The organism is Trichococcus sp. TS_SC_9, assembly GCF_056156325.1.
This window is the reverse complement of sequence record NZ_CM149591.1, coordinates 878019-900000: the sequence shown is the minus strand read 5'-3', so window position 1 is coordinate 900000 and position 21982 is coordinate 878019. Positions and strand designations below refer to the sequence as shown.

At 47.6% G+C, this 21982-nt stretch carries 20 protein-coding genes, 3 tRNA genes and 3 rRNA genes (1 of these 26 running past the window's edge); 20 read left to right on the top strand and 6 right to left on the bottom strand.

Annotated features, from left to right (window positions below; genetic code table 11):
• The 7 genes from AC0J5I_RS04150 to AC0J5I_RS04120 all read left to right on the top strand — a co-directional run.
• Positions 1–1189: ribosomal RNA gene (locus AC0J5I_RS04150) — 23S ribosomal RNA — on the top strand (it extends 1725 nt beyond the left edge of the window).
• A 91-nt stretch (positions 1190–1280) separates the two neighbouring features.
• Positions 1281–1396, top strand: a 5S ribosomal RNA gene (rrf, locus tag AC0J5I_RS04145).
• A 40-nt stretch (positions 1397–1436) separates the two neighbouring features.
• A 5S ribosomal RNA gene (gene rrf, locus AC0J5I_RS04140) occupies positions 1437–1552 on the top strand.
• 168 nt (positions 1553–1720) lie between these two features.
• On the top strand, positions 1721–2005 hold the full coding sequence (locus tag AC0J5I_RS04135; protein WP_475304084.1) for a GNAT family N-acetyltransferase: 285 nt from the start codon (positions 1721–1723) through the stop codon (positions 2003–2005).
• Positions 2006–2563: 558 nt separating this feature from the next.
• Positions 2564–3508: a homoserine O-acetyltransferase MetA gene (gene metA, locus AC0J5I_RS04130; protein WP_475304081.1), complete on the top strand. Its 945-nt coding sequence runs from the start codon at positions 2564–2566 to the stop codon at positions 3506–3508.
• Between the two features lie 170 nt (positions 3509–3678).
• Positions 3679–3751 (top strand) — tRNA-Thr (locus AC0J5I_RS04125).
• Between the two features lie 141 nt (positions 3752–3892).
• Complete coding sequence (locus tag AC0J5I_RS04120) at positions 3893–4135, top strand: hypothetical protein (RefSeq protein ID WP_475304076.1); 243 nt, start codon at positions 3893–3895, stop codon at positions 4133–4135.
• A 104-nt stretch (positions 4136–4239) separates the two neighbouring features.
• Here the strand turns inward: AC0J5I_RS04120 and AC0J5I_RS04115 are convergent, their stop codons facing one another.
• From AC0J5I_RS04115 to AC0J5I_RS04100, 4 genes are all read right to left on the bottom strand, one after another.
• Positions 4240–5250 (bottom strand): hypothetical protein, encoded by a 1011-nt coding sequence (locus AC0J5I_RS04115; protein ID WP_475304071.1) that lies wholly within the window; start codon positions 5248–5250, stop codon positions 4240–4242.
• 30 nt (positions 5251–5280) lie between these two features.
• On the bottom strand, positions 5281–5688 hold the full coding sequence (locus tag AC0J5I_RS04110) for a PTS sugar transporter subunit IIB (RefSeq protein ID WP_475304068.1): 408 nt from the start codon (positions 5686–5688) through the stop codon (positions 5281–5283).
• A 39-nt stretch (positions 5689–5727) separates the two neighbouring features.
• The gene (locus AC0J5I_RS04105; RefSeq protein ID WP_475304064.1) at positions 5728–7137 is read right to left on the bottom strand and encodes an alanine/glycine:cation symporter family protein; all 1410 of its coding nucleotides are present in this window, start codon (positions 7135–7137) and stop codon (positions 5728–5730) included.
• Between the two features lie 64 nt (positions 7138–7201).
• Positions 7202–8422: an MFS transporter gene (locus AC0J5I_RS04100; RefSeq protein ID WP_475304059.1), complete on the bottom strand. Its 1221-nt coding sequence runs from the start codon at positions 8420–8422 to the stop codon at positions 7202–7204.
• Between the two features lie 349 nt (positions 8423–8771).
• Between AC0J5I_RS04100 and AC0J5I_RS04095 the strand changes: the two genes are divergently transcribed.
• The gene (locus AC0J5I_RS04095; RefSeq protein ID WP_475304055.1) at positions 8772–9434 is read left to right on the top strand and encodes a TVP38/TMEM64 family protein; all 663 of its coding nucleotides are present in this window, start codon (positions 8772–8774) and stop codon (positions 9432–9434) included.
• Positions 9435–9482: 48 nt separating this feature from the next.
• Here the strand turns inward: AC0J5I_RS04095 and AC0J5I_RS04090 are convergent, their stop codons facing one another.
• Positions 9483–10070, bottom strand: a complete 588-nt coding sequence (locus tag AC0J5I_RS04090; RefSeq protein ID WP_475304051.1) for an ECF transporter S component — start codon at positions 10068–10070, stop codon at positions 9483–9485.
• A gap of 177 nt (positions 10071–10247) precedes the next feature.
• Between AC0J5I_RS04090 and yidD the strand changes: the two genes are divergently transcribed.
• The 6 genes from yidD (at position 10248) to AC0J5I_RS04060 (ending at position 13192) form a co-directional block, all read left to right on the top strand.
• A complete protein-coding gene (gene yidD, locus AC0J5I_RS04085; protein WP_475304046.1) occupies positions 10248–10529 on the top strand; it encodes a membrane protein insertion efficiency factor YidD in 282 nt (93 codons plus the stop codon).
• 45 nt (positions 10530–10574) lie between these two features.
• Complete coding sequence (locus AC0J5I_RS04080) at positions 10575–10856, top strand: phasin family protein (RefSeq protein WP_475304043.1); 282 nt, start codon at positions 10575–10577, stop codon at positions 10854–10856.
• A gap of 30 nt (positions 10857–10886) precedes the next feature.
• A complete protein-coding gene (locus AC0J5I_RS04075) occupies positions 10887–12470 on the top strand; it encodes an ABC1 kinase family protein (RefSeq protein WP_475304042.1) in 1584 nt (527 codons plus the stop codon).
• A gap of 128 nt (positions 12471–12598) precedes the next feature.
• Positions 12599–12682: transfer RNA gene (locus AC0J5I_RS04070), tRNA-Tyr, on the top strand.
• A 1-nt stretch (position 12683) separates the two neighbouring features.
• Positions 12684–12755: transfer RNA gene (locus AC0J5I_RS04065), tRNA-Gln, on the top strand.
• A 236-nt stretch (positions 12756–12991) separates the two neighbouring features.
• The gene (locus AC0J5I_RS04060; protein WP_140186135.1) at positions 12992–13192 is read left to right on the top strand and encodes a hypothetical protein; all 201 of its coding nucleotides are present in this window, start codon (positions 12992–12994) and stop codon (positions 13190–13192) included.
• A 269-nt stretch (positions 13193–13461) separates the two neighbouring features.
• Here the strand turns inward: AC0J5I_RS04060 and AC0J5I_RS04055 are convergent, their stop codons facing one another.
• A complete protein-coding gene (locus tag AC0J5I_RS04055) occupies positions 13462–13884 on the bottom strand; it encodes a cupin domain-containing protein (RefSeq protein ID WP_475304039.1) in 423 nt (140 codons plus the stop codon).
• A 221-nt stretch (positions 13885–14105) separates the two neighbouring features.
• On the opposite strand from AC0J5I_RS04055, the gene cdaA reads away from it, so the two are divergent.
• The 6 genes from cdaA to AC0J5I_RS04025 all read left to right on the top strand — a co-directional run bounded on the left by cdaA (position 14106) and on the right by AC0J5I_RS04025 (position 21900).
• Positions 14106–14948 carry a diadenylate cyclase CdaA gene (cdaA, locus tag AC0J5I_RS04050; RefSeq protein WP_475304036.1) on the top strand — a complete coding sequence of 281 codons (843 nt, stop codon included), beginning with the start codon at positions 14106–14108 and terminating at the stop codon, positions 14946–14948.
• Positions 14945–16054 (top strand): CdaR family protein, encoded by a 1110-nt coding sequence (locus AC0J5I_RS04045; protein WP_475304033.1) that lies wholly within the window; start codon positions 14945–14947, stop codon positions 16052–16054. The genes cdaA and AC0J5I_RS04045 overlap by 4 nt, the downstream gene beginning before the upstream one ends.
• A gap of 64 nt (positions 16055–16118) precedes the next feature.
• Complete coding sequence (gene glmM / locus AC0J5I_RS04040) at positions 16119–17471, top strand: phosphoglucosamine mutase (RefSeq protein ID WP_475304031.1); 1353 nt, start codon at positions 16119–16121, stop codon at positions 17469–17471.
• Between the two features lie 252 nt (positions 17472–17723).
• Positions 17724–19415, top strand: a complete 1692-nt coding sequence (locus AC0J5I_RS04035; RefSeq protein ID WP_475304029.1) for a PTS transporter subunit EIIC — start codon at positions 17724–17726, stop codon at positions 19413–19415.
• A complete protein-coding gene (locus AC0J5I_RS04030; protein ID WP_475304025.1) occupies positions 19399–21432 on the top strand; it encodes a BglG family transcription antiterminator in 2034 nt (677 codons plus the stop codon). Before AC0J5I_RS04035 ends, AC0J5I_RS04030 begins: the two co-directional genes overlap by 17 nt.
• A 33-nt stretch (positions 21433–21465) precedes the next feature.
• Entirely contained in the window at positions 21466–21900 is a 435-nt protein-coding gene (locus tag AC0J5I_RS04025) for a PTS mannitol transporter subunit IIA (RefSeq protein ID WP_475304022.1), read from the top strand.
• Positions 21901–21982: the final 82 nt, after the last annotated feature.

The window sequence follows — 21982 nt, the reverse complement described above, 5'->3', positions numbered from 1 at the left end:
CCGTAACTTCGGGAGAAGGGGTGCTGACCGCAAGGTCAGCCGCAGTGAATAGGCCCAAGCGACTGTTTATCAAAAACACAGGTCTCTGCAAAATCGAAAGATGACGTATAGGGGCTGACGCCTGCCCGGTGCTGGAAGGTTAAGAGGAGAGGTTAGCGCAAGCGAAGCTTTGAATTGAAGCCCCAGTAAACGGCGGCCGTAACTATAACGGTCCTAAGGTAGCGAAATTCCTTGTCGGGTAAGTTCCGACCCGCACGAAAGGCGTAACGATTTGGGCACTGTCTCAACGAGAGACTCGGTGAAATTATAGTACCAGTGAAGATGCTGGTTACCCGCGACAGGACGGAAAGACCCCATGGAGCTTTACTGCAGTTTGATATTGCGTGTTTGTATCACATGTACAGGATAGGTAGGAGCCAATGATACCGGGACGCCAGTCTCGGAGGAGGCAACGGTGGGATACTACCCTTGTGATATGACCACTCTAACCCGCTGCTCTTAGCGAGCAGGGAGACAGTGTCAGACGGGCAGTTTGACTGGGGCGGTCGCCTCCAAAAATGTAACGGAGGCGCCCAAAGGTTCCCTCAGAATGGTTGGAAATCATTCGTAGAGTGTAAAGGCAGAAGGGAGCTTGACTGCGAGACCTACAAGTCGAGCAGGGACGAAAGTCGGGCTTAGTGATCCGGTGGTTCCGCATGGAAGGGCCATCGCTCAACGGATAAAAGCTACCCTGGGGATAACAGGCTTATCTCCCCCAAGAGTTCACATCGACGGGGAGGTTTGGCACCTCGATGTCGGCTCATCGCATCCTGGGGCTGTAGTCGGTCCCAAGGGTTGGGCTGTTCGCCCATTAAAGCGGTACGCGAGCTGGGTTCAGAACGTCGTGAGACAGTTCGGTCCCTATCCGTCGCGGGCGTTGGAAATTTGAGAGGAGCTGTCCTTAGTACGAGAGGACCGGGATGGACACACCGCTGGTGTACCAGTTGTTCTGCCAAGAGCATCGCTGGGTAGCTATGTGTGGACGGGATAAACGCTGAAAGCATCTAAGCGTGAAGCCCCCCTCAAGATGAGATTTCCCATCACTTTAAGTGAGTAAGACCCCTGAGAGATGATCAGGTAGATAGGTTGGGAGTGGAAGTACAGCGATGTATGGAGCGGACCAATACTAATCGGTCGAGGACTTAACCAATTTTTAAAAGATGAAAACTCAAGCGGTGTTTTCGGGTTCCCTTTAAATTTGTAGATTCAGTTTTGAGAGAACAACGTTCTCTTGAAAAATGTGCGGTGACGATGGCAAGAAGGTCACACCTGTTCCCATCTCGAACACAGAAGTTAAGCTTCTTAGCGCCGATTGTAGTGAAGGGTTTCCCTTTGTGAGAGTAGGACGTTGCCGCGCTTTTTTTTTGAAATAAAACTTATAGATCAGAATCACCATGTGCGGTGATGATGGCAAGAAGGTCACACCTGTTCCCATCTCGAACACAGAAGTTAAGCTTCTTAGCGCCGATTGTAGTGAAGGGTTTCCCTTTGTGAGAGTAGGACATTGCCGCGCATGTTTTTATATAAATAATCAGAAGGCTGTCGATGTAAATGTCGATAGCCTTTTTTGATTTGTTATCAGTCTTGCGCCTTGTCGAATGAGTCGATTTATTATATAAAATCGAGGAACCATGCTAAACTATGTTTAAGGATAGTTGTCAGAAGGTGAGGGAAATAGAGTATGGAAGATTTTATTAAGACTCAAAACGGCTTCGCTTTGAATGATGAGAATGAATGTATGATAGCTGAAATTACATACGCACCTTATGGAGAAGATAAGGTCATCGCCAACCATACTTATGTTGATTCCTCATTGAGAGGGCAAGGGGTCGCCGAGATGTTACTGGACCGTCTTGTCGAAGAAATGCGGGCTGAAGGTAAAAAAATTGTTCCGCGCTGCTCCTATGTTGTGGCGATGTTCGATCGCAAACGCGAAAAGTATGCCGATATCAAGGCAGAAATATAAAATTGTTCTCTCTTATATTAATATAGATGAGAGTAGCGGGTCGGAATTAGGGGAAGTAGTTCCGGCCCGCTATTTTTTTGTTGCCGAGAAATTCAGCAAGGATAGTACACATGTTTCCGGTGTCGTTCAGCGGTGATCGGTTTTACCTATTGACAAGATTAAGAAATGATGATAATTTTAATTATATTAATGCAAGTCTTATCTGACAATAGAATGGGCAACGATGAGAAGAGTAACTTTGGGAAGTACATAAAGAGAGCTCCTGATTTGGTGAAAGGGGGTGTATCGGAACAGAGTGAAGATGGTCTTGGAGCCTTTAATCGGGTGAATAATCAGCTCGATTACGTATGCAGGCGATATTCTGCAGAGTATAAAAGGGATATGCGATTACGCAAATCACTTTATGTACTTTTTGAGGTAGGGATTGTGAAGTCCTTATAAAAATGGGTGGTAACGCGAAGCTTTCGTCCCATGGTCGCAAGACTGTGGTGAGGGGAGCTTTTTTGTGCATAGAGAGCTGTTGAATGAACCGGTTAATCAAAAAAAGGAGTGGAAAACATGCCGATCAAAGTATCGAAGGATTTGCCCGCCATCAAAGAGTTGGCCAAAGAGAATATCTTCGTCATGGACGAGCTGAGGGCCGTCACGCAGGATATCCGTCCGTTAAAAATCATCATTGTGAATTTAATGCCTACAAAACAAGCTACGGAAACGCAGTTCATCCGTTTGCTTTCGAATACCTCCTTGCAGGTGGAAGTGACCTTATTGAGGATGGAAAGCTATGATTCCAAGCATGTCTCCGAGCAATACTTGGACTATTTCTACAAGACTTTTTCGGACATCAAGGATCAATACTTTGATGGCATGATCATTACGGGTGCGCCAGTCGAAAATCTTGCCTTCGAAGAGGTGGAATACTGGCCGGAATTGGTGTCCATCATGGAATGGTCCGCCAGCCATGTTTTCTCAACGATGCATATTTGTTGGGGAGCCCAAGCGGGTCTGTATCATCACTACAATATCGGGAAGTATCCTCTGAAGGAAAAACTGTTCGGTGTGTTCAAGCACAGGATCACCGACAGCAGAACGATGCTGCTCCGCGGCTTTGATGATGAGTTTTTCATGCCGCATTCCCGTCATACCGATGTCCGTAAAGCGGATATAGAGGCCTGCAGTGAGCTGGAAATCCTGGCGACATCCGAAGAGGCAGGGGTCAGCGTTGTCCGCAGCAGGGACAACCGTTTCGTGTTTGTGACGGGTCATGCCGAATACGATTTTGATACGCTCGATAAGGAGTACAAGCGTGACGTCGCTTTGGAGCGGCCAATCAATATCCCGATCAATTACTACCCTGAGAATGATCCGAGCAAGCGTCCAGTGGTGCGGTGGCGCGGTCATGCCAATATCCTCTTCGTGAATTGGCTGAATTACTTTGTTTATCAGGAAACGCCATATGATCTGCAGCGCATCCATGAATTAAGGAATAAGCCTGCCCAAGATTAAAATGTTTGATGGAAGCTGTCATATTGTCGAGCGGCCCTCTGCAAAGGCGTTTCTATGGGTATGCAAAGAGGACAATTTCAATTTGACGAAATTGTCCTCTTTACAAATCGACAAAATTTATTTATAATTTGTTGTGTTGTGGTTCACTTGTTGAGTGAATCCATCGCAAGGCCGGCTTAGCTCAGTTGGTAGAGCATCGCACTCGTAACGCGGAGGTCACAGGTTCAAATCCTGCAGCCGGCATAATCGTTTTTCAGATACATCAAGTCTTTCAAAATACTTGATGTATCTATTTTTTTGGACATTTTTACCCAGAAGGGATCTTATGTTTCTTGAAAAATGGAATTGCTTCCAGATTACGTATCTATTGAGTGAATGGAATTCATGAAGGAGGCAGTAAATTTTGAAAAAAACGATCAGCAATACTTGTTGGTTAACATGGATAAGAAAAAAATCATGGAACCGGCCCGACTGACTTGCGCCGGGAACAGGATCGGGATTGAGCCCATTGATACGGATACGTTTGAAAGGGATGTATATTTCGAAATGTTCCCGGTGTTAGTGGACAAATCCGTTTGCCAACTGGGAGTCGAATATTTTTATCGGCGGTATGGCGGCTTGGACTAGGAAATAAAAAAGGGTACAGAGCCACTTAACTATAGCGAAGTGCATTATTGATGATCAAAATTGAACAGCTCCCACCTCTGCGCGGATGCATAGGTGGGAGCTGTTCAATTTTTAGGCTTTTTCCTCTTAGAGAAGATGGGTATTAGCGAAAGTGTCAAAATAAGCAACGAATTGAACAACATCCCCATTTTGATCATTTTCCTGAGCGGGGCGGCTGAATAGTCGGGCATATTGTCTAAATCCAACTGCTTCACTTGTTCGACCATATCGGCTTCGTTCTTGGGTTCGCTGGAGTGTCCAGGGCTGTCCGACAAATAATGCTGTGCGTACGGGAAGTAGACCACTTCATCCGGCTTCCTGTGGAATAATCCATCATACCATGTGTTTTGACTGATTCTTACCTGTTCGGGAGGGAGGCTGCATCCTTTTTCAACTTCCTTGGGGTCAAATTTCAGAGAAAAGACTTCTCCCGAATTATGAGAAATATCCTTCCCGTAACTTACAGATAAATTCCCTTCTAACCACAGTTGCGGATTCAATTTTTTGGACTGGGAAGCAGCAGTGCTGCAATCGAATACTAGCGCGCGGCTTTTCTCCGTGTTTTCGATATCCACAATGATATTTCCATCAAAGTCGGTTGTGAGAAGGGCCTTTTCGGTAGTGGACTCAATCAATCCTTTAGCTAGGTCATGGCTAAGTGTGTTGGTGTCATAATCGATGATGACCCAGCTCAACAGATTATTGTTTTTGTTTCTGGCGATGAGGTTCACTTCCAAGCGTGTGCCCCAGAAAGCACTGGTATGCACGTTGAAACAACTGAAAATAATGTAATGTTTTGGTTCACCATCGGAAAACACTGCGGTTTCCATCAGTTCGAAATTATCGGGAATCAATAGCCTCGCCCAATCCAAGTCCTTCAATTCGTAACATACAAATACACTATAAGGCTCCACAACAAAACCCATATAAGGATTTTTCTTGCCAGATTCAGCCATGATCTTATTTTGAACTTTTCTGGGAATGAACTTAGTGAAAGGTGCTAATGATTGAAGCGTTGCGATATCTTTGGGCTTGATCAAGTGCTCTACTTTTTTGATGAAATCGTAGTTGCTCATAGCTTCCACCTCGTTTGTTCTTAGATTTATTCAGGAAAAGTTGCTGCGGCGGTAGGCCACGGATCGCGTGACACGCATGACGTTTGCTTCACCCGGGAAATGGACTGGGTTGAGTGGTGACTGTCTGTACATTTCAAGCACATCCACGACATCGATCGACAATTCGCGGATATCAATCAGGCCATACATGCGCGGCGGCAAGATGTAGATGGGCTTGTCGGGATTGGCGTTTTTGACCATCTTTTTGACGTCATAGGTCAGGTGCGGGCAGCAGACGACGATATCGAACCGGTCCATTTTTTCTTTGGCGATCATGAACGGAGAGAATTCGATCTCAAATTGGTCTTCCAGCTGGTATTGCTGGATGTCTTTTTTTACCTTGGCCGCCAGCGCGCTGGATGAAAATCCGCCGCCGCAGCATAACAGGATATGGATCATATGCTTTCCTCCATTTATTTGATAGGTATATCATAACATTCAATGGAAGCGCTTGAAATATTTTTTTGTTCGGAGAAGGGCGGCATAGGAGTGATCCTTCGGCCGGATCGTTTCCGGATCAGCGAAGAAATCATTCGTCAATGCGACAATGGGTCCGACCAGACCGATCAAAGCGATCAGATTCGGAATGGCCATCAGCCCGTTGAACAGATCGGAAATCTCCCAGACGATATCCAGCGTCGCGACTGCTCCATAGACGATGGAAGCGATGAAAAAGATCCGATAGACAAAAATGGCTTTTTCACCGGCGATGTATTCGATCGCTTTTTCGGAATAATAGTACCAGGCGATGATGGTCGCGAAGGCGAACAGGACGATGCCGATGGAAATGATGTATTCCCCGCCCGGAATGACAGCGCTGAAGGCCCGGTTGGACATTTCTGTGCCATCGATCGAGGCGTCCTTCCAGGTGCCGCTGATGATGATCACTAGAGCGGTGATGGTGCACATGATGATTGTATCGAAGAAGACTTCGAAAGCCCCCCAACAGCCTTGGCGTGCCGGATGGTCGGTGTTGGCAGTGGAGTGGGCAATCGGAGCGCTGCCGAGGCCCGCTTCATTTGTGAACACTCCCCGTGCGACACCGATTCGGGCGGCATACATCAGCGAGGCTCCCGTAAAGCCACCGATAGCAGCAGTGCCGGTGAAAGCGTCCGTGAAAATGGTGGTGAGAGCGGAGGGAATCTGGTTGCGCTGCACAATCAGGATAAAGATGGCCGCGCCTGTATAGATCAGAGCCATGATGGGAACCAATTTCTCCGCTACGCTTGCGATCCGCTTGATGCCACCCACCACAACCAACGCCACAAAGAGAGCCAAGAGCAGGCCGCTTGCCAAGGTAGGTATGGAAACGGCGTCCTTCAAACTGCCGGCTACGGCATTCGCCTGGACGATGTTGCCGCCGCCGATTGAGGAAAAGGCCGTCAACAGGCAGAAAAGATAGGCAAGTTTGGGAAAGCCCAAGCCTTTGCTGATGTAATACATGGGGCCCCCCACATATTCACCCTTCGCATTCTTTTCGCGGTAGGCGAGGGCAAGAGTGGTTTCCGCATATTTCGTGACCATACCAAGTACGGCGGAAGCCCACATCCAAAAGATGGCACCTGGGCCACCGACACTGATGGCGACTGCCACTCCGACGATATTGCCGGTCCCGACCGTTCCGGCCAAAGCTGTGCAGACTGCCTGGAAAGGGGTAATCGTGCCGGCTTCGATTTCCTTCGGCTTCCGGAAAACCGTCTTCAGCGTGTTGGCCATCACTGTCCCAAATCGGGTGAAGATGACAGCTCTGGTTTTGAACGTCAGATACACCCCTGTCCCCAGCATCAGGATCAGCATGGGGATCCCCCAGATGATCGTGTCGTTGAGCCATTTTACGATTTCCATCATGATTTCCTCCTTTGTCGGAGTACCAGCAGGAACAACAAGTCACTTCAATGTAAGGGGAGATTGCTCATCTGCCTTTGTTTTTGTGCCCGTACAGACTGTTGACGGTGAGTGAGGTGCCGACCAAGCCCAAAATAATGATATAGCCAGCGATGAAACCGGCCGAGATGTACCCGCTGAGCGTCAATGCAAAGGCGGCCAATAGGTCAGCACCTTGGTAAGAAAGGGAGCTGAAAGCCAGATAGGAAGCTTGCTTATCTTCAGGAACAAGGTCAACTTTGCGGGCGTTAATGTTCGGAGCGGAAGCCAACTCGCCGATGGTAGCCAAAATCATCAACGGAACCAGGATATAGATATTGTTCATGACGGCAATCAAACCATAACTGACAACGCAGATCACAAGGCCGTAAAGGATGGTCGCCTTTTCGGATCTCTTTTCGGTGAAGCGCGAGACGAGGAAAGTGAACCCGACAACGAGCAGCGTGTTGAGGACCTGCAGAAGGCTGAGCATCCTGACGCCATCGATCGGAACCGTGAAGAGTATCAACGTTTCGAACTCTTTCGAAAGCCGGACCGCGGTGTAGGTCTTCAGCGAGAATTCGGCCGTGTTGAATAAAGCCATGCCCAGGATCAAAAAGAGCCAACGGGTATCTTTCGCGGCGATGCTGTAGTTCGAAAATAGATCCTTCAATCTGTTAGTATGCTGCTTCTGCGCGGTGGCGTTGGTGTAGTCCAATTGGCTCCGAAACAACAGGGCCATCGCCAGTTGGGATATCCCAGCCACCAGGAACAGTTGGAACAGGAAGTGCTTAAACAAGAATCCGCCGAGCGAAAATCCCAGCGCCATGGATAAATTGAAGGTCCAATATTGCCATTGGTAGGCCTGTTTGCGATTTTCGACGGTGGTACAATCCATCAGTACGGCATCGTACGCAGGCGAATACAGATTGAAGGAAATGCCGCAGACGAGGTAACCGAGAATCAACCAACCATCTGCCGAAAGCAAGCCTAAAAATCTGAGGGCAATCAAAAGCAATGATGCGCCATACAAGGATTGGAAAAGATATAGAATTTTCTTTCTTTGAAAATTATCGGCAAGGTAACCACCGATGATACCTGCCAAAAAGCAGACGACCACATTTGTCATTACGAGCAAGCCGGTCAGCTGCGGATTGAATATGCCGGCGAGATAGATGACCAGAAAGGGGATCGTGCAGGAATAGATCAAACTGTTTATGAAAGAACTGGCCAAAGTCGATCGGATGTTCTTTGAGAATGTTGTTGCCATAAATCACCTATCTTATTAAAGTTTCTATACACTGAAAGTATCATAGCTGCCGGTATTTTTCCAGCCCGAACCGCCTATCAGCGCAAGACAGCTTTACTTTTTCTCCTAAAAAACTCTTAACTTTCTTTTTATGGACAAAACGCAGGGAAGTGTTTATAATCGGGGAAGAAAATCCGACTTTAGTCAGAGGTAGGCACACGGTGTTTGCGCTATACTGAAGACGCAGAAAAAGGAAGCGTCGTCAATGGATGCAGTTCACGGAATCGATAAGGTAAATTCACAGAAAATTTATGTTAATCATGTATAATCGGAAACAAGGCAGCACCAAAAAGTGATAAGAGGTGAAAATGTGGAATTGGAAAACACCACCCATCAAGGGATTGCATTGAACCGTAAGATCGTCCAGATTTCGACGGTAGTGGGAACAGTCGCGACACTTATCTTAGGCATTTGGGTCTATCGGACAGGCTTTTTCGAAGCTGAAGGCACTTTAAAGGCACTACTCGATGGAATGGGCATTTATGCGCCCGTCATTTTCTTGCTGATCCAAATTCTCCAAGTCGTCTACCCCATCATTCCGGGCGGAGTAACGGTCGTAGTGGCTCCTCTGGTGTTTGGTCCGTTGTGGGGATTCACATACAGCTTCATCGGGGTGTTGATCGGTTCGATCATCAATTTCATCTTGGCCCGCAAATACGGCAAGACGTTCGTAAGAGCATTCGTTTCGGAAGAGACCTACAGAAAATATTATGGTTGGTTGATAAAAGGGAATCGTTTCGAATGGCTGATGGCTTCAGCCTTTGCGCTACCCGGGTTCCCGGATGATTTTCTCTGCATGGTTGCCGGTCTGACGAAAATGTCAATGAAGCGTTTCTTGGTCATATTCCTCTTGTTCAAGCCGATTACGCTGTATTTCTATGGCATCGGCGGGGCATCGATTGTGACTTGGGTGTTCCTGAATATGCCGACCCTCATCAAAGGGTGGTTAGCCATTCAGCCAGTATTGCAGTGAAATACAAAATAAAAACGATGAGCCACGGAGGCTCATCGTTTTTTTTGCTCATTTTCTGCGGACCTTCATCAGGGCAGTTGCGATGAATGGGGCGATTAAGCCGGCTGCGATGGCTTCGCCGACTCCATTGGTTGCAACGATGCCCGCCAGTACCTTCAACAGGTTGGATGGATCCACATTTAGGGCTGTGGCGTATTCATTGCCATAGAAAAGGGCGATGAATCCCAGTACAAGCAGCGTATTGGTCAAGGATCCCAAAACGGCCGCGATGACCATCCCGCGTTTTTCCTGTTTGCGTTTCAGGAAAGCATGGAAAACAAGTCCGGCCACAAGCCCAACCATCACACGCGGAACGACTGCGATGATCGGGTTGGTCCAGAGCAGCAGATCCAACGGAGAAGCCGGCAGCGTGTAGGCTTTGACCATGCGCGCCAAACCCCAGACAAGTCCGATCAGCATGCCATCCTTCGTGCTCAGGACGAAAGCGGCCACTATGACCGTTATGTGGATGATGGTAGGATTCAATGGCGGAATGGGAATGTTGCCTAGGAAAGGAACGAATGTCTGAATGATGATGAACGCAGACAGAATGCCAAGAATGGCGATGCGGTACGTTTTATTTTTTTGTGTATTCATGAAGGCTCAACCTCTTTTTATGTATGCATTTCGGCAAGCACCGATATATAGGTATTTTACCAAATTGTTCCGAAAAAAAATAGCGGCAGCAGAAGTCCATTTATTATGATACGCAATTATTTTATTTTAGGGAGAAAAAGGGTAAAATAGCAGTATAGAGCCAGAAAGGAAGCCGCCATGAAGAAAATTTTTATAGGTTTGATACGTGGTTACCAGAAATTCATATCGCCACTGTTCCCGCCGAGCTGCCGATACTATCCGACCTGCTCAAACTATTCGGTCCAAGCCATCCAAAAACATGGCGCAATCAAGGGCAGCATAATGGGCATCTCACGCATTCTCAGATGTCATCCTTTTGTCAAAGGCGGCTACGATCCTGTGCCGGAACAATTCAGCATCCGCCGCAACAAAGAAGACGAACACAGCCACTCAGAGCATGAACATTTCCACGAGCACTAAGATTTTTCGGATTATCCCATTTCAACAATCAAAGGAGAGATTAAAATGGATGAATTAAAGAAGATTTTCTTAGCAGGTGTCGGCATAACTTCCACTTCAATCGAGAAAGCTGAAAAGCTGATCAATGAGATGGTCGAAAAAGGGCGCGTTACGGTCCAAGAAGGAAAAGAACTGCAGACGGAATTGACCCGGAAAGCTTCTACCATCGTGCCGGCAACGAAAGCGGAGCTTGATAATCTGCCGTTCGCAAAAAAAGAGGACGTGGAGGCGCTGGAAGCCAAGATGGATGCCATCAACGCTAAACTGGATCAATTGTTGCGCAAATAAGCAATCGCAAAAGCTGAAGGAGGGTTCAGGATGGCAAGAGACGAACGGTTACAAGAAATAGTCCGGATCCTGTCCTCTTACGGGCTTCAATTCCTTTATCATAACCAGGTGAAGCCAAGCCGAAAAGATCAAGATCCGGAGAACCTTCGTCTTGCTTTCGAGAAACTCGGGCCAAGCTTCATCAAAATCGGCCAAATCCTTTCCACGCGGATTGACATTCTCCCGCAGGCTTTCGTTGAAGAATTGGCGCATCTGCAGGACAAGGCGCCGGAATTCCCGTTTGCGGAAGTCGAACGCATCTTTATGGAAGAAACCAAACTTTCATTAGGCGAAGCCTTCCTATCCATTGAGGAAAAACCGCTCGCCAGCGCATCGATTGCGCAGGTCCATCGGGCGGTTCTCAGGACAGGGGAAGAAGTGGTCGTGAAGGTGCAGCGCCCAATCATCGATGATCTCTTGATCAGGGACTTGAATATCCTGATCCGGCTCAGCCGAAAAATCCCAAAGGAACTGGTTGAGGTAGTCGATCCCAAAGAAGCTTTGGAGCAAGTGAAGGCGAACACCTTGATCGAACTGGATTTCCGCAATGAAGCCCAGCTCCTGCAACGTTTCAGGGACCTCAACGCCAACATTGCCTGCATCGGCGTCCCGAAAATCTATCCCGGGCTTACGACGCGCAGGGTATTGGTGGAAGAGTACATCGAAGGCACCAAAATCACCAACCGGGAACAGTTGGACTTACTTGGCTATGATTCGGATGACATCAGCCGCAAACTGATGTTGGCCTATCTGAAACAAGTGTTCCACGATGGCTTTTTCCATGGGGATCCCCATCCCGGCAATCTGATCATCAAAGAAGGCAAAATCTATTTCATCGATTTCGGCATCATGGGGGATCTGTCGGAGACCACGAAAAAATCGCTGAATGATATTCTACAGGGATTGGCTTCGAAGGATCTCGACCGGATGGTGAAAGTTTGTCTGGAATTGGGGACACCCAAAGGAAGGGTGGACAAACGCAGTCTGTACGCCGACGTCGAGATGCTGTTCGATATGTACCTTTCGAACAATATGCTGAATGTGAACATGGGTACCTTCATCACCGATTTCATCAGAATGTTCAAACGCCATAACATCGCCATTCCGAGTGATCTGACGATCCTAGCGAAGTCTTTGTCGATACTGGAAGGCGTTTTTCAGGAAATTTCCCCTGAATTGAACCTGATTTCGATCGCGAAGGACTATCTGAAGGAAAGTTTTACGCTAACGACGCTGATGCAGAAATTTTCTGCGGAAAAGTTGGCTTTGCGGGGCTATGCCTTCATCAAGGACAGTAGTGAGATTCCCAGCAGTCTGCTGGCTCTGCTGAAGCAGACGGCAAGTGGCAGGACCATGTTGCGGATTGATGTCGATCAGCTGGATGATAAGTGGAAGGACGTAAAAAAAATGTCCAACCGCGTCGTCATCTCTTTGGTTGTTGCCGGGTTGTTGCTGTCATCCGCTATTATGTCCGGTACGCCGGGAGGACAATTCCTGGGGCAAGCGGGTTTTGTGATCGCCGGCTTGTTCAGCATCTGGTTGCTGATTTCCATTTTTCGGTCCGGGAACCTATAAGTGTAGAAGTTTGTACTTTTTTCAGAGTTGCCGCCGCATTAAAAACTGTTAAAAATTGAATTTGACCTCTTGAAAATCGATTGTCACTGGTATATTATATATTGGTCAGCTTTTTAAGGAAAGCTAACGGAGGGATAGCGAAGTGGCTAAACGCGGCGGACTGTAAATCCGCTCTTTCGGGTTCGGCAGTTCGAATCTGCCTCCCTCCACCATTGGGCTATCGCCAAGCGGTAAGGCAACAGACTTTGACTCTGTCATTCGTTGGTTCGAATCCAGCTAGCCCAGTCATGCGAACTTATGAAGCTCATTGGAAACGAATGGCTTCTCTAAAAAGACGTTCCTGAAATCATTTTTGATGATTTTAGGGCGTCTTTTTGCATTCTGCGGAGTTGATTCCTGCTTGTCGTGATAGAAAAGTTCATAATTTAGTAAAAAGTTTAAATAAAAAAACATGATATGATGGATGAGGCGTATGTTTCAAAAAAATAGACAATTATCGAAGAGAAAGCAGGGGAAATACAATGGCTAAATGCACAGATTGCAACGTTGATTTGATTGAAGGGCTGGGTTTGTATTCGCAAGGGGTTTATCTTGTAGAGTTGGCGAAGGAGAAAACATTGAACGGACACACAAAAGCGGCTTTGGAAGCAGCGGCATGCCCGCAATGCGGCAAAGTATCGTTCTACTTGCCTGAAGAAGAATTAGCGAAACTGGTTGATTGATTCTGATGAATAAAAAAATGAGCCCGGGAATATATTTCCTGGGCTCGTTTTTTTGTAAGAAAAATATATTTCCATAAAAGTTAATGTGCATCACCATAGGTGCTCCACAAGTTTTCAAATGGTTCCATGCAACCAATAATGTTGGCTAGCTTCACGGGTTAGCCCTTCGGAAATTAGATAAATCGTACCTATTGCGCTCTACGATGCTCAGTCGGCACGATTTCCTAAATTTCTTTCAGGGCTGAACGAACCCGTTCCGCTTTTCCTCATTAATGTTCGTTTGGATCGTTTTCTGCGTCTTCGTGGGTCGGGTGGACAGTGCCGGGCACGTGGCTAGGGCCTGCATAGATTGTATACAGTTTGAGTGGTTTGTCCCCTGTGTTGGTGATGTTGTGCCATTTGTCGGCAGGGACAAAGACAGCATCATCGTCGGATACGTTCTGTTTGAAGTACAGATCGTCCTCTGAGTCGCCCATCACGCACACGCCGTCGCCTTCTTCGATGCGGATGAATTGGTCGATGCCATGGTGGACTTCCAATCCGATGTCATCGTTGGGTTGGATCGTCATCACAGTCACCTGTAATTTTTCGCCGGTCCAGATTGTTGTGCGGTAGTTTTCGTTCTGCAGGGTTGCGTCCTCGATGTTCACTACGTAAGGTTTTTTGCCGTGATCTTTAAAATCGATACTCATTTGAATTCCTCCCAATTTAAATTAATTATCTTATTATAATAATTATAAACTAAGTATAGCAAAGTGAGCCAAATTTGCAAACGATATGCTTCAGTTAGGAACGATGACCCATCTGTCTCCATTGTAACGCTACTGAAGCGCTTTCTCAAGGAAACAGTACCATGAGCTCGGATTATTTGTGATATAATTGACGATATAACTTTGAACGTGGAGGTGCGCATGTGTCAATCGATTGGGGAGAAGTGATCACCTGGAGCAATGCCTTTGATATAGTGGATATCCTATTGGTATGGTATCTGGTCTACAAGTTGATCATGATTTTAAAAGGTACGCGTTCCATTCAATTGCTGAAAGGGATCGGAATCATCGTGCTGATCAAACTAGCTGCGGTCACGCTTCAGTTGCAGACCATAGATTGGATCATGAACCGCGTTATCCAATGGGGTGTCGTGGCAGTCATTATTGTGTTCCAGCCGGAAATCAGAAGAGGTTTGGAGCATCTGGGCAAGACAGGATTCAGAAAGAAAGCCAAACGCTCGGTCAATATGAGCGAACGCTTGGTGACGGAGTTGGATAAGGCTGTCCAATATATGGCAAAGCGAAAAATTGGAGCCTTGATATCCATCGAGCAGCAAGGTTTGCTGGATGAGTACGCTGCAACGGGGATAAGGATCGGCGGAGAGGTAACCAACCAGCTGCTGATCAATATTTTCATCCCCAACACGCCTTTGCATGATGGAGCAGTCATCATCCAAGATTACAAAATCGCGACCGCTGCCAGTTATTTGCCGCTATCAGAAAGTTCCTTCATCCCGAAGGAACTTGGAACAAGGCACCGTGCCGCAATCGGACTCTGTGAAGTCAGTGATGCCCTCACCATCATCGTTTCGGAAGAAACCGGGGGCGTCAGCATTGCCCATAAGACGAGCCTTTTGCGGGAAATGAACCGTGAGGATTTTGTCGCCTACCTGACGGACCAGCTGGTCGTGGAGGAAGAGGAAGAAAAGACTACCAATTTCATTCAGGATTTCTTTGACAATACGAAATGGGGTGGTTCTGAATGAAAAAGCAGAACGAAGATAATTTTTTGGAAAATAAGTGGGTTGTCAGAGGCCTCTCTTTCGTGATTTCCTTGTTGTTGTTCGCCTATGTCTACTCAGAGAACTATGGTTGGTCCACGAGTACCAGCAACAGTTCCATCAGCACCAGCAAGCGGGAAACCATTTCGAATGTCCCAATCCAAGTGAACATCGATACGGACGAATATTTCATTTCAGGATTGCCGGAAACGGTGGTATTGACCATGACCGGTCCGGAGAGCCTACTCGTGCAGACGATTTCCGCTGCGGATTACCGCATTGTCACTGAAAATCTGGACGAACTGGGACCGGGCAACCATACGATCCAGTTGACGGCTGAAAATCTTTCGAATGAAATCGATTATTCGATCACGCCATCGCGTGTGAATGTTGTCATTGAAGAACGGGTTGCCATCGAGAGCCCGGTGGAAGTCCGATTTGACGAATCATTGGTCGATCCGCAATATATAGCAGGCGTTCCAGAACTGAGTGTGGATACCGTAACATTGACCGGACCCGCTTCTACCATAAAGCGTGTGGATAGTGTTTACGTGACGGTTGCGGCTGAAAATGGCTTGACAAATACTGTGAATATGAATACTGTAATACAAGTAGTGGATGCAGGTGGGAATAAGTTGAATGTTTCCATCGATCCGCAAGAGATTTCCGTAAAGATTCCGATCTCCCAATACGGGAAAGAAGTGCCGTTGGTTATCCAACAAATCGGTGTTCCGCTTGAAGGCAAAATCTTTACGATTGAAATGGATGGGCAATCCAGTGTGACCTTGACAGGCGATAAGTCTGTGCTTGACGAGATTGATGAAGTGATTCTCCCTGTGAGTGTCACGGGTGTAGAAAGCACCACCACCCAAACGCTCACAATTCCGGTCCCGAATGACACTTTGACGGCTACGCCGACTACAATCAAGGTAAATATCCGCGTGTCGGATGCTGCATCAGCTGCAGCCGATTCGGAGTCTTCCGCCGATGAAGAGGCATCCTCCTCCTCATCAGACGAAAGCAGCGCCATCGCATCTTCGGCTTCGGATAGTCAGGATAGCGAAAAGGGTCAATCAGAGAGCAGCTCATAAAATTAAAAATCAAACAAATCCATGCAAAGAAAATAAATGAAAAATCTAAAGGAGATTACAGGTAATGGGTAAATATTTTGGAACAGACGGTGTCAGAGGCGTTGCGAACAGCGAATTGACGCCGGAATTAGCTTTCAAATTAGGCCGTTTTGGAGGATATGTCCTAAGACAGCATGCTAAAGATATCGCACATCCGCTTGTTTTGGTTGCACGTGATACGAGAATTTCTGGTCAATTGTTGGAATATGCATTGGTTTCCGGTTTATTGTCAGTCGGTATCGAAGTATTGCAATTGGGAGTCATCCCAACACCCGGCGTCGCTTATCTGACACGCATTCAAGGTGCTGTTGCTGGGGTCATGATCTCTGCATCCCACAATCCTGCAGGCGATAACGGCATCAAATTCTTCGGAGCTGACGGTTTCAAATTGTCGGATGAACAGGAATACGAAATCGAAGCCTATTTGGATCAAGAAGGGGACGATTTGCCGAGACCTTCCGCAGATGGCTTGGGTACGGTGGATGAATATCCTGAAGGCGTCCTGAAATATGCACAATATTTGCAGACGACCATCCCGGATGATCTTTCTGGCATCACAGTCTGTCTGGATGCGGCACACGGGGCAGCATCTCCGGTCGTCAATCGTTTATTCGCGGACTTGGAAACGGATTTCTTCACGATGGGTGCAAATCCGGACGGCATCAACATCAACAAAGGCGTCGGTTCCACGCATCCGGATGTCCTAGGTAAATTTGTCGTTGAGAAAAAAGCGGATGTCGGCTTGGCATTCGATGGCGACGCCGATCGCTGTATCGCGGTGGATGAAAATGGGCGCATCATCGACGGCGACCGGATCATGTTCATCTGCGGTAAATATTTGAAAGAGCGCAATAAATTGAATCAAAACACAATTGTTTCGACGGTGATGAGCAATCTGGGTTTCCATTTAGCTGTGGAAGCTGAGGGCATGACTGCTTTAAAGACGCAAGTAGGCGACCGTTATGTCGTGGAAGAAATGCGCAAGAATGGCTACAATTTGGGCGGGGAGCAATCGGGACACGTTGTCTTCCTGGAAATGAATACGACCGGAGATGGCCTTTTGACGGGTATCCAATTGCTGAACGTCATGAAACAGACCGGCAAAAAGCTTTCCGAATTGGCTGATGAAGTGACGCTTTACCCACAAGAATTGGTGAACGTACGCGTTTCCGAAAAAGACGGCGTAATGGAGATCCCGGCTGTGAAAGCTGTCATCGAAGAAGTGGAAGCCGAAATGGCAGGAAAAGGCCGCATCTTGGTGCGCCCGAGCGGAACAGAACCGTTGTTGCGCGTTATGGCTGAAGCTGAAACGGATGAAAAATGCCATGACTACGTTATGCGCATCGTAAATGTCGTAAAAGCCGAAATCGGTATCTAAGCTATAGAGCCTGTAAAATATTTTAGGGTCGTGGAACACTGCAGTAAGGGGTGCTCCACGGCTTTTTTGTTTTTAACCGTCAGTGATTCCTGGAACCGATGAGGAGTCTGCATCCGTCATGTAGAACAATGATTGCAATTGTGCACAACTGTATGATTATATGTATAATTAGTTAGAAACATCCGCGGTAATGTAAGCGAAACCAACGTGGTGCGGGATGTACCTTGGGATAAATGAAAGGGAGGTGTGATAATGAGAAGACCAAAACGATCCTATGCGAAGGAAGCAACGTTTGATTTGCTGAAAATAAGACGGTTCGGCCATTATCTCAGCGGAATGATCATGCCGAACGTCAGCGTCTTCATCACTTGGGGGATCATAACGACGCTTATCCAGTATTTTCAAGGCCCACTCCAACAATCTTTTATCGAAATGGATCACCTCATGATTCAATTTCTGCTGCCGGTTCTGATTGCTTACACCGGAGGAAGATTAATCGAAAAACGGGCGGGAGTCGTCGCGGCCATTGCAGTGGTCGGTATGCTCGTAGATGCTGAAGACCCGCAGATACTGGGTGCCATGGTGATAGGTCCGCTGACGGGCTGGAACGTTTTTCTCTTCGATAAATATATTTTTCCGAGGGTCAAAGCCGGTTATGAAATGCTGGTACGTAATTTTTCAGCGGGCATCATCGGTATGCTGCTAGGCTATTTAAGTTTGGTCTTCATCGGCCCTTTCATTGCGGGTGTGACGCAGCAAATCAGTCTGTTGGTCGGCTGGTTGATCCAGAGGAACCTACTCTTGTTAACGAACATTTTTATAGAGCCGCTGAAGGTGTTGTTCTTGAACAATACGCTTAACCACGGCATTTTGACGCCGTTGGGCATTGAGCAGGCGGGGGATGCGGGAACGTCGCTGCTGTTTCTGATCGAAACCAACCCCGGTCCGGGCCTAGGGGTTCTGTTGGCTTTCATTCTGTTCAGCCGCAAAGAGCTGAAGGCCAGTGCCAGTGGGGCCTTTATGATCCATCTGGTCGGCGGAATCCACGAGATTTACTTCCCGTTTGTCTTGTTGAATCCCCGTTTGTTTGCCGCAGTCATTTTGAGCGGGATGAGCGGCACATTGGTTTTTGAGTTGTTTCAAGTGGGCTTGAAAGCACCGGCATCCCCTGGATCGATCGTGACGATTCTGGCGAACACGCCTCAGGATATGCTGCTGGGGGTTGCATGCGGTATTTCGGTAAGCGCGCTGATAAGTTTTTTGTTGGCAGCCTTCGTGATCAGGAAAGATCAGGCAAAAAAAGAAATTTCAGAAAAGGTGACAAAAGTGATGGAAGTTCAGAAAATTTTATTTGCTTGCGATGCGGGCATGGGTTCAAGTGCCATGGGGGCCAGCATTATGCGGCGGCAATTGAAAGAGAACGGCCTGTCGCTTCCCGTGGATTACACCTCCATTTATCGCGTGCAGGATGATCCGAATCTGTTGCTGATTACCCAAAACGAGCTGAAGCATTTGGCCGAAACACAAGCCCCCCACGCCCAAATCATCACAATCGGCAATTTTTTGGATCAGGCAGAGTATACGAAAGTGGTAGCTTTGCTGACCGATGGACTAGAAAAAAGGGTAACGCCGATACACTTGGAGGGAAAACTGCCGTATCAAAAAGTCGTCTTTTTGTATGCGGATGGCGTGCGTGGGTCGCAGACGATGGCGGTGCAAGCGTTCCGGAACTTAGCGGAAAAGCATCACATGCAGATCGACATTGAAAAGCAGCCGTTGGAACAGGTGATTGTGGACCAAACGAATCTGTATGTCGTCACTGCAGCTTTTGCAGCTGAGAATGTCCTGCCGGAGTGTCCGCTGCTGATCGTCGACCAGCTTATCGCAACGAACAAATACGAGAAACTATTAAGGGGAGACTTATCAGATGTTTCTAACTCCTAGAGAGACCATTATTTTGAAAGAATTGCTGCATTCCGCCTCACCGGTTACCGTGGAACGCTTGATGAGCCTGCTGAAAGTCAGCAAGCGTACGGTTTACCGCGAGTTGGTGAATCTGGAACTTTCTTTGGAATCCATCGGTGCAAAGCTGGAGAAAGCGAGCCGGGGCCGTTTCCGCTTGATCGCTGAGGATGCCGCAAAAGCAAAAATCCTTTCTATCGTTTCTGAAGAGGAGCCTTCCGAACTATCCGCCACGGAACGCCAGCATGCCATTTTGCTGCAGTTGTTGAATAGCGATGAGCCTATCAGCATGCAGGCGTTCCTGGATGAATACTTGATCAGCAACACCACGTTTTTTGCCGACATCAAACAGTTGGAGCTGCGTTTGGCGCGGCTGCCCTTAGCGATCACGCGAAACCGCGGCTATGAACTTGCCGGCAGCGAAAAATATCGCCGCCTCCTGCTGGCCAATATTTTGGGAATAGAGATCAATGAATACCACTTCTTCCATTTTTCGGAATTGGAGGATAAAGAAAGTTTCTTTCTGCAATTCGTCAATCAGGAGCAGCTGCTTTTTGCCCAAAAATTGGTGCGTGAAATCGTCGAGCCCCGTTTTTCCGACTTGAGTGATCGGAAATTGGAATTTTTGATTTTGATGCTGACGATTTCCATGGATCGCGTTCCGCGGGGCTGCCAACTGGTGGAAGATTCCTATTCGGGACAACTCAATAAGGAACTTTTGGACTTGTCGAAGCAAATTTTCGCCAAAATCGCAGCGCACACGAAGCAACTGTACGCAGTCAGCGAAGTCGTTTTCTTCGCTAATCTATTGGGCGATTTCTTCAGTTCCTTGGATAACGATTTTTTTAACGAAAGCTTTGATACGCGCTTGGCTTATCAAGTGAAGCAATTGATCGAAAACGTAAGCCGCGCTGCCGAAGTCAATTTCTTTGAAGACAGCAATCTCTACAAAATGCTATTGACGCATCTATCCGCTGCGTTGAGCCGCGCCATCCTGAACCAAGGGAGCCTCAATAATCCCATCCTGGAGCGGATCATGGGGCAATATTCGGAAGTCGCCGGTGCGATCCGCAATGCCTTGCCGCAAGTGTTCCCGCAGCAGGAGTTCTCAGAAGAGGAGATCGCCTATATGGTGCTGCATTTCGCCAATTCCCTGGAGCGCAGCCCGAAAGTCATCGCGGTGGATATCGCCGGCATTTCCCCAAGCGGTTTGGCTTCGACCCGTATGCTGGAAATGCGTTTGCGGAAACATTTTCCCTTCATCAATGAGATTGTCTTTTTCCGTATAGCCGATCTAGGGAAAAGCAATCTGGAAGAAAAATTTGATTTGACCATCTCCACTTCATTGTTGCCAGGATACAGCGGGAAATATCTGTTGATTTCCCCGTTGCTTTTGGAGGACGAGATCAAGCAGCTCAAAGAAGCGTTCCGCGCCATCGATCATACGAAGCGTCATGTTCAAATCGCGGCGAAGCCCAGCCTGCCCGAAAACGATGATTATCAGGAAGTCATGACGTTCATCGATGAAATCAACCAGTTGTTGAAGCACTTTTTCGTCAAGACGCTGGAAAACAGCGCCGATATTTCCGAAACCGTCGCTTTAGCCGTAAAAAACATTTCAACGGAAATCGTCGCGGACCCGGCAAAAGTCCGGGACAAATTGATGAACCGTTATCAGCAAGCGCCGATCGGCATTCCCAATACCCATTTCGCTTTGTTCCACGCTTCGCATGCCGCGGTCCAGCAGCCTTGTTTTTGTGTCTTTGATCTGCAGACGCCGCTGGAAATAGTCGGGATGGATAAAGAACCAATGATCTTGACGCGGATGCTGGTCATGCTGGCTCCGGATCCGATTGAAGAGAACGTCGCCAAGATGCTTGGGAAAATCAGTGGAGCGATCATCATGAACGATTTAGGGATGGAGATTTTCAATTCCGGCAATGAAGCGATCATCTACCAATTGTTGTCGGCCCTCTTGATCGAGGAAGTGAAAAAGTAAAGAAATAAAGTGGTAAGGAAGTGAGGAATCCGTATGATTACGATCAAAGATGAGCATATTTTGTTGGATCAAACGTACAGCAGCGCCGAAGCGGCGATCATCGCCGCCGGGGAATTTCTGGTGGCGCAAGGTTTGGTGTCCCAACAGTACATCCAATCAATGCTGGCGCGCCATCGTAAAGTGAGCGTCTACGTTGGCAATTTTGTCGCTTTGCCTCACGGTGACAGCGACGGGCAACCCTATATTGAAGAAGAGGGCATCTGTTTGATCCAAGTGCCTGATGGCGTCGACTTCGGCAACGGCAAGAAACCGCAAATCGCAACCATCCTTTTTGTGGTGGCGCTGAAGGAAAAACAATTGGAAGCTTTGCAGGACATCGCTTTTTTCTGCTCGGATATCGAAAACGTGATGGCATTGAGCGATGCCAAAGATCTGAGGGCAATCCAAACCATTCTCCAAAACAGCTAGCAGAGACAACCAAAATATGTGTAAAAGGCAAGCAGCATCCCACCCGGTGGAAGGCTGCTTGCTTTTTTTGTGCGCTTATTCT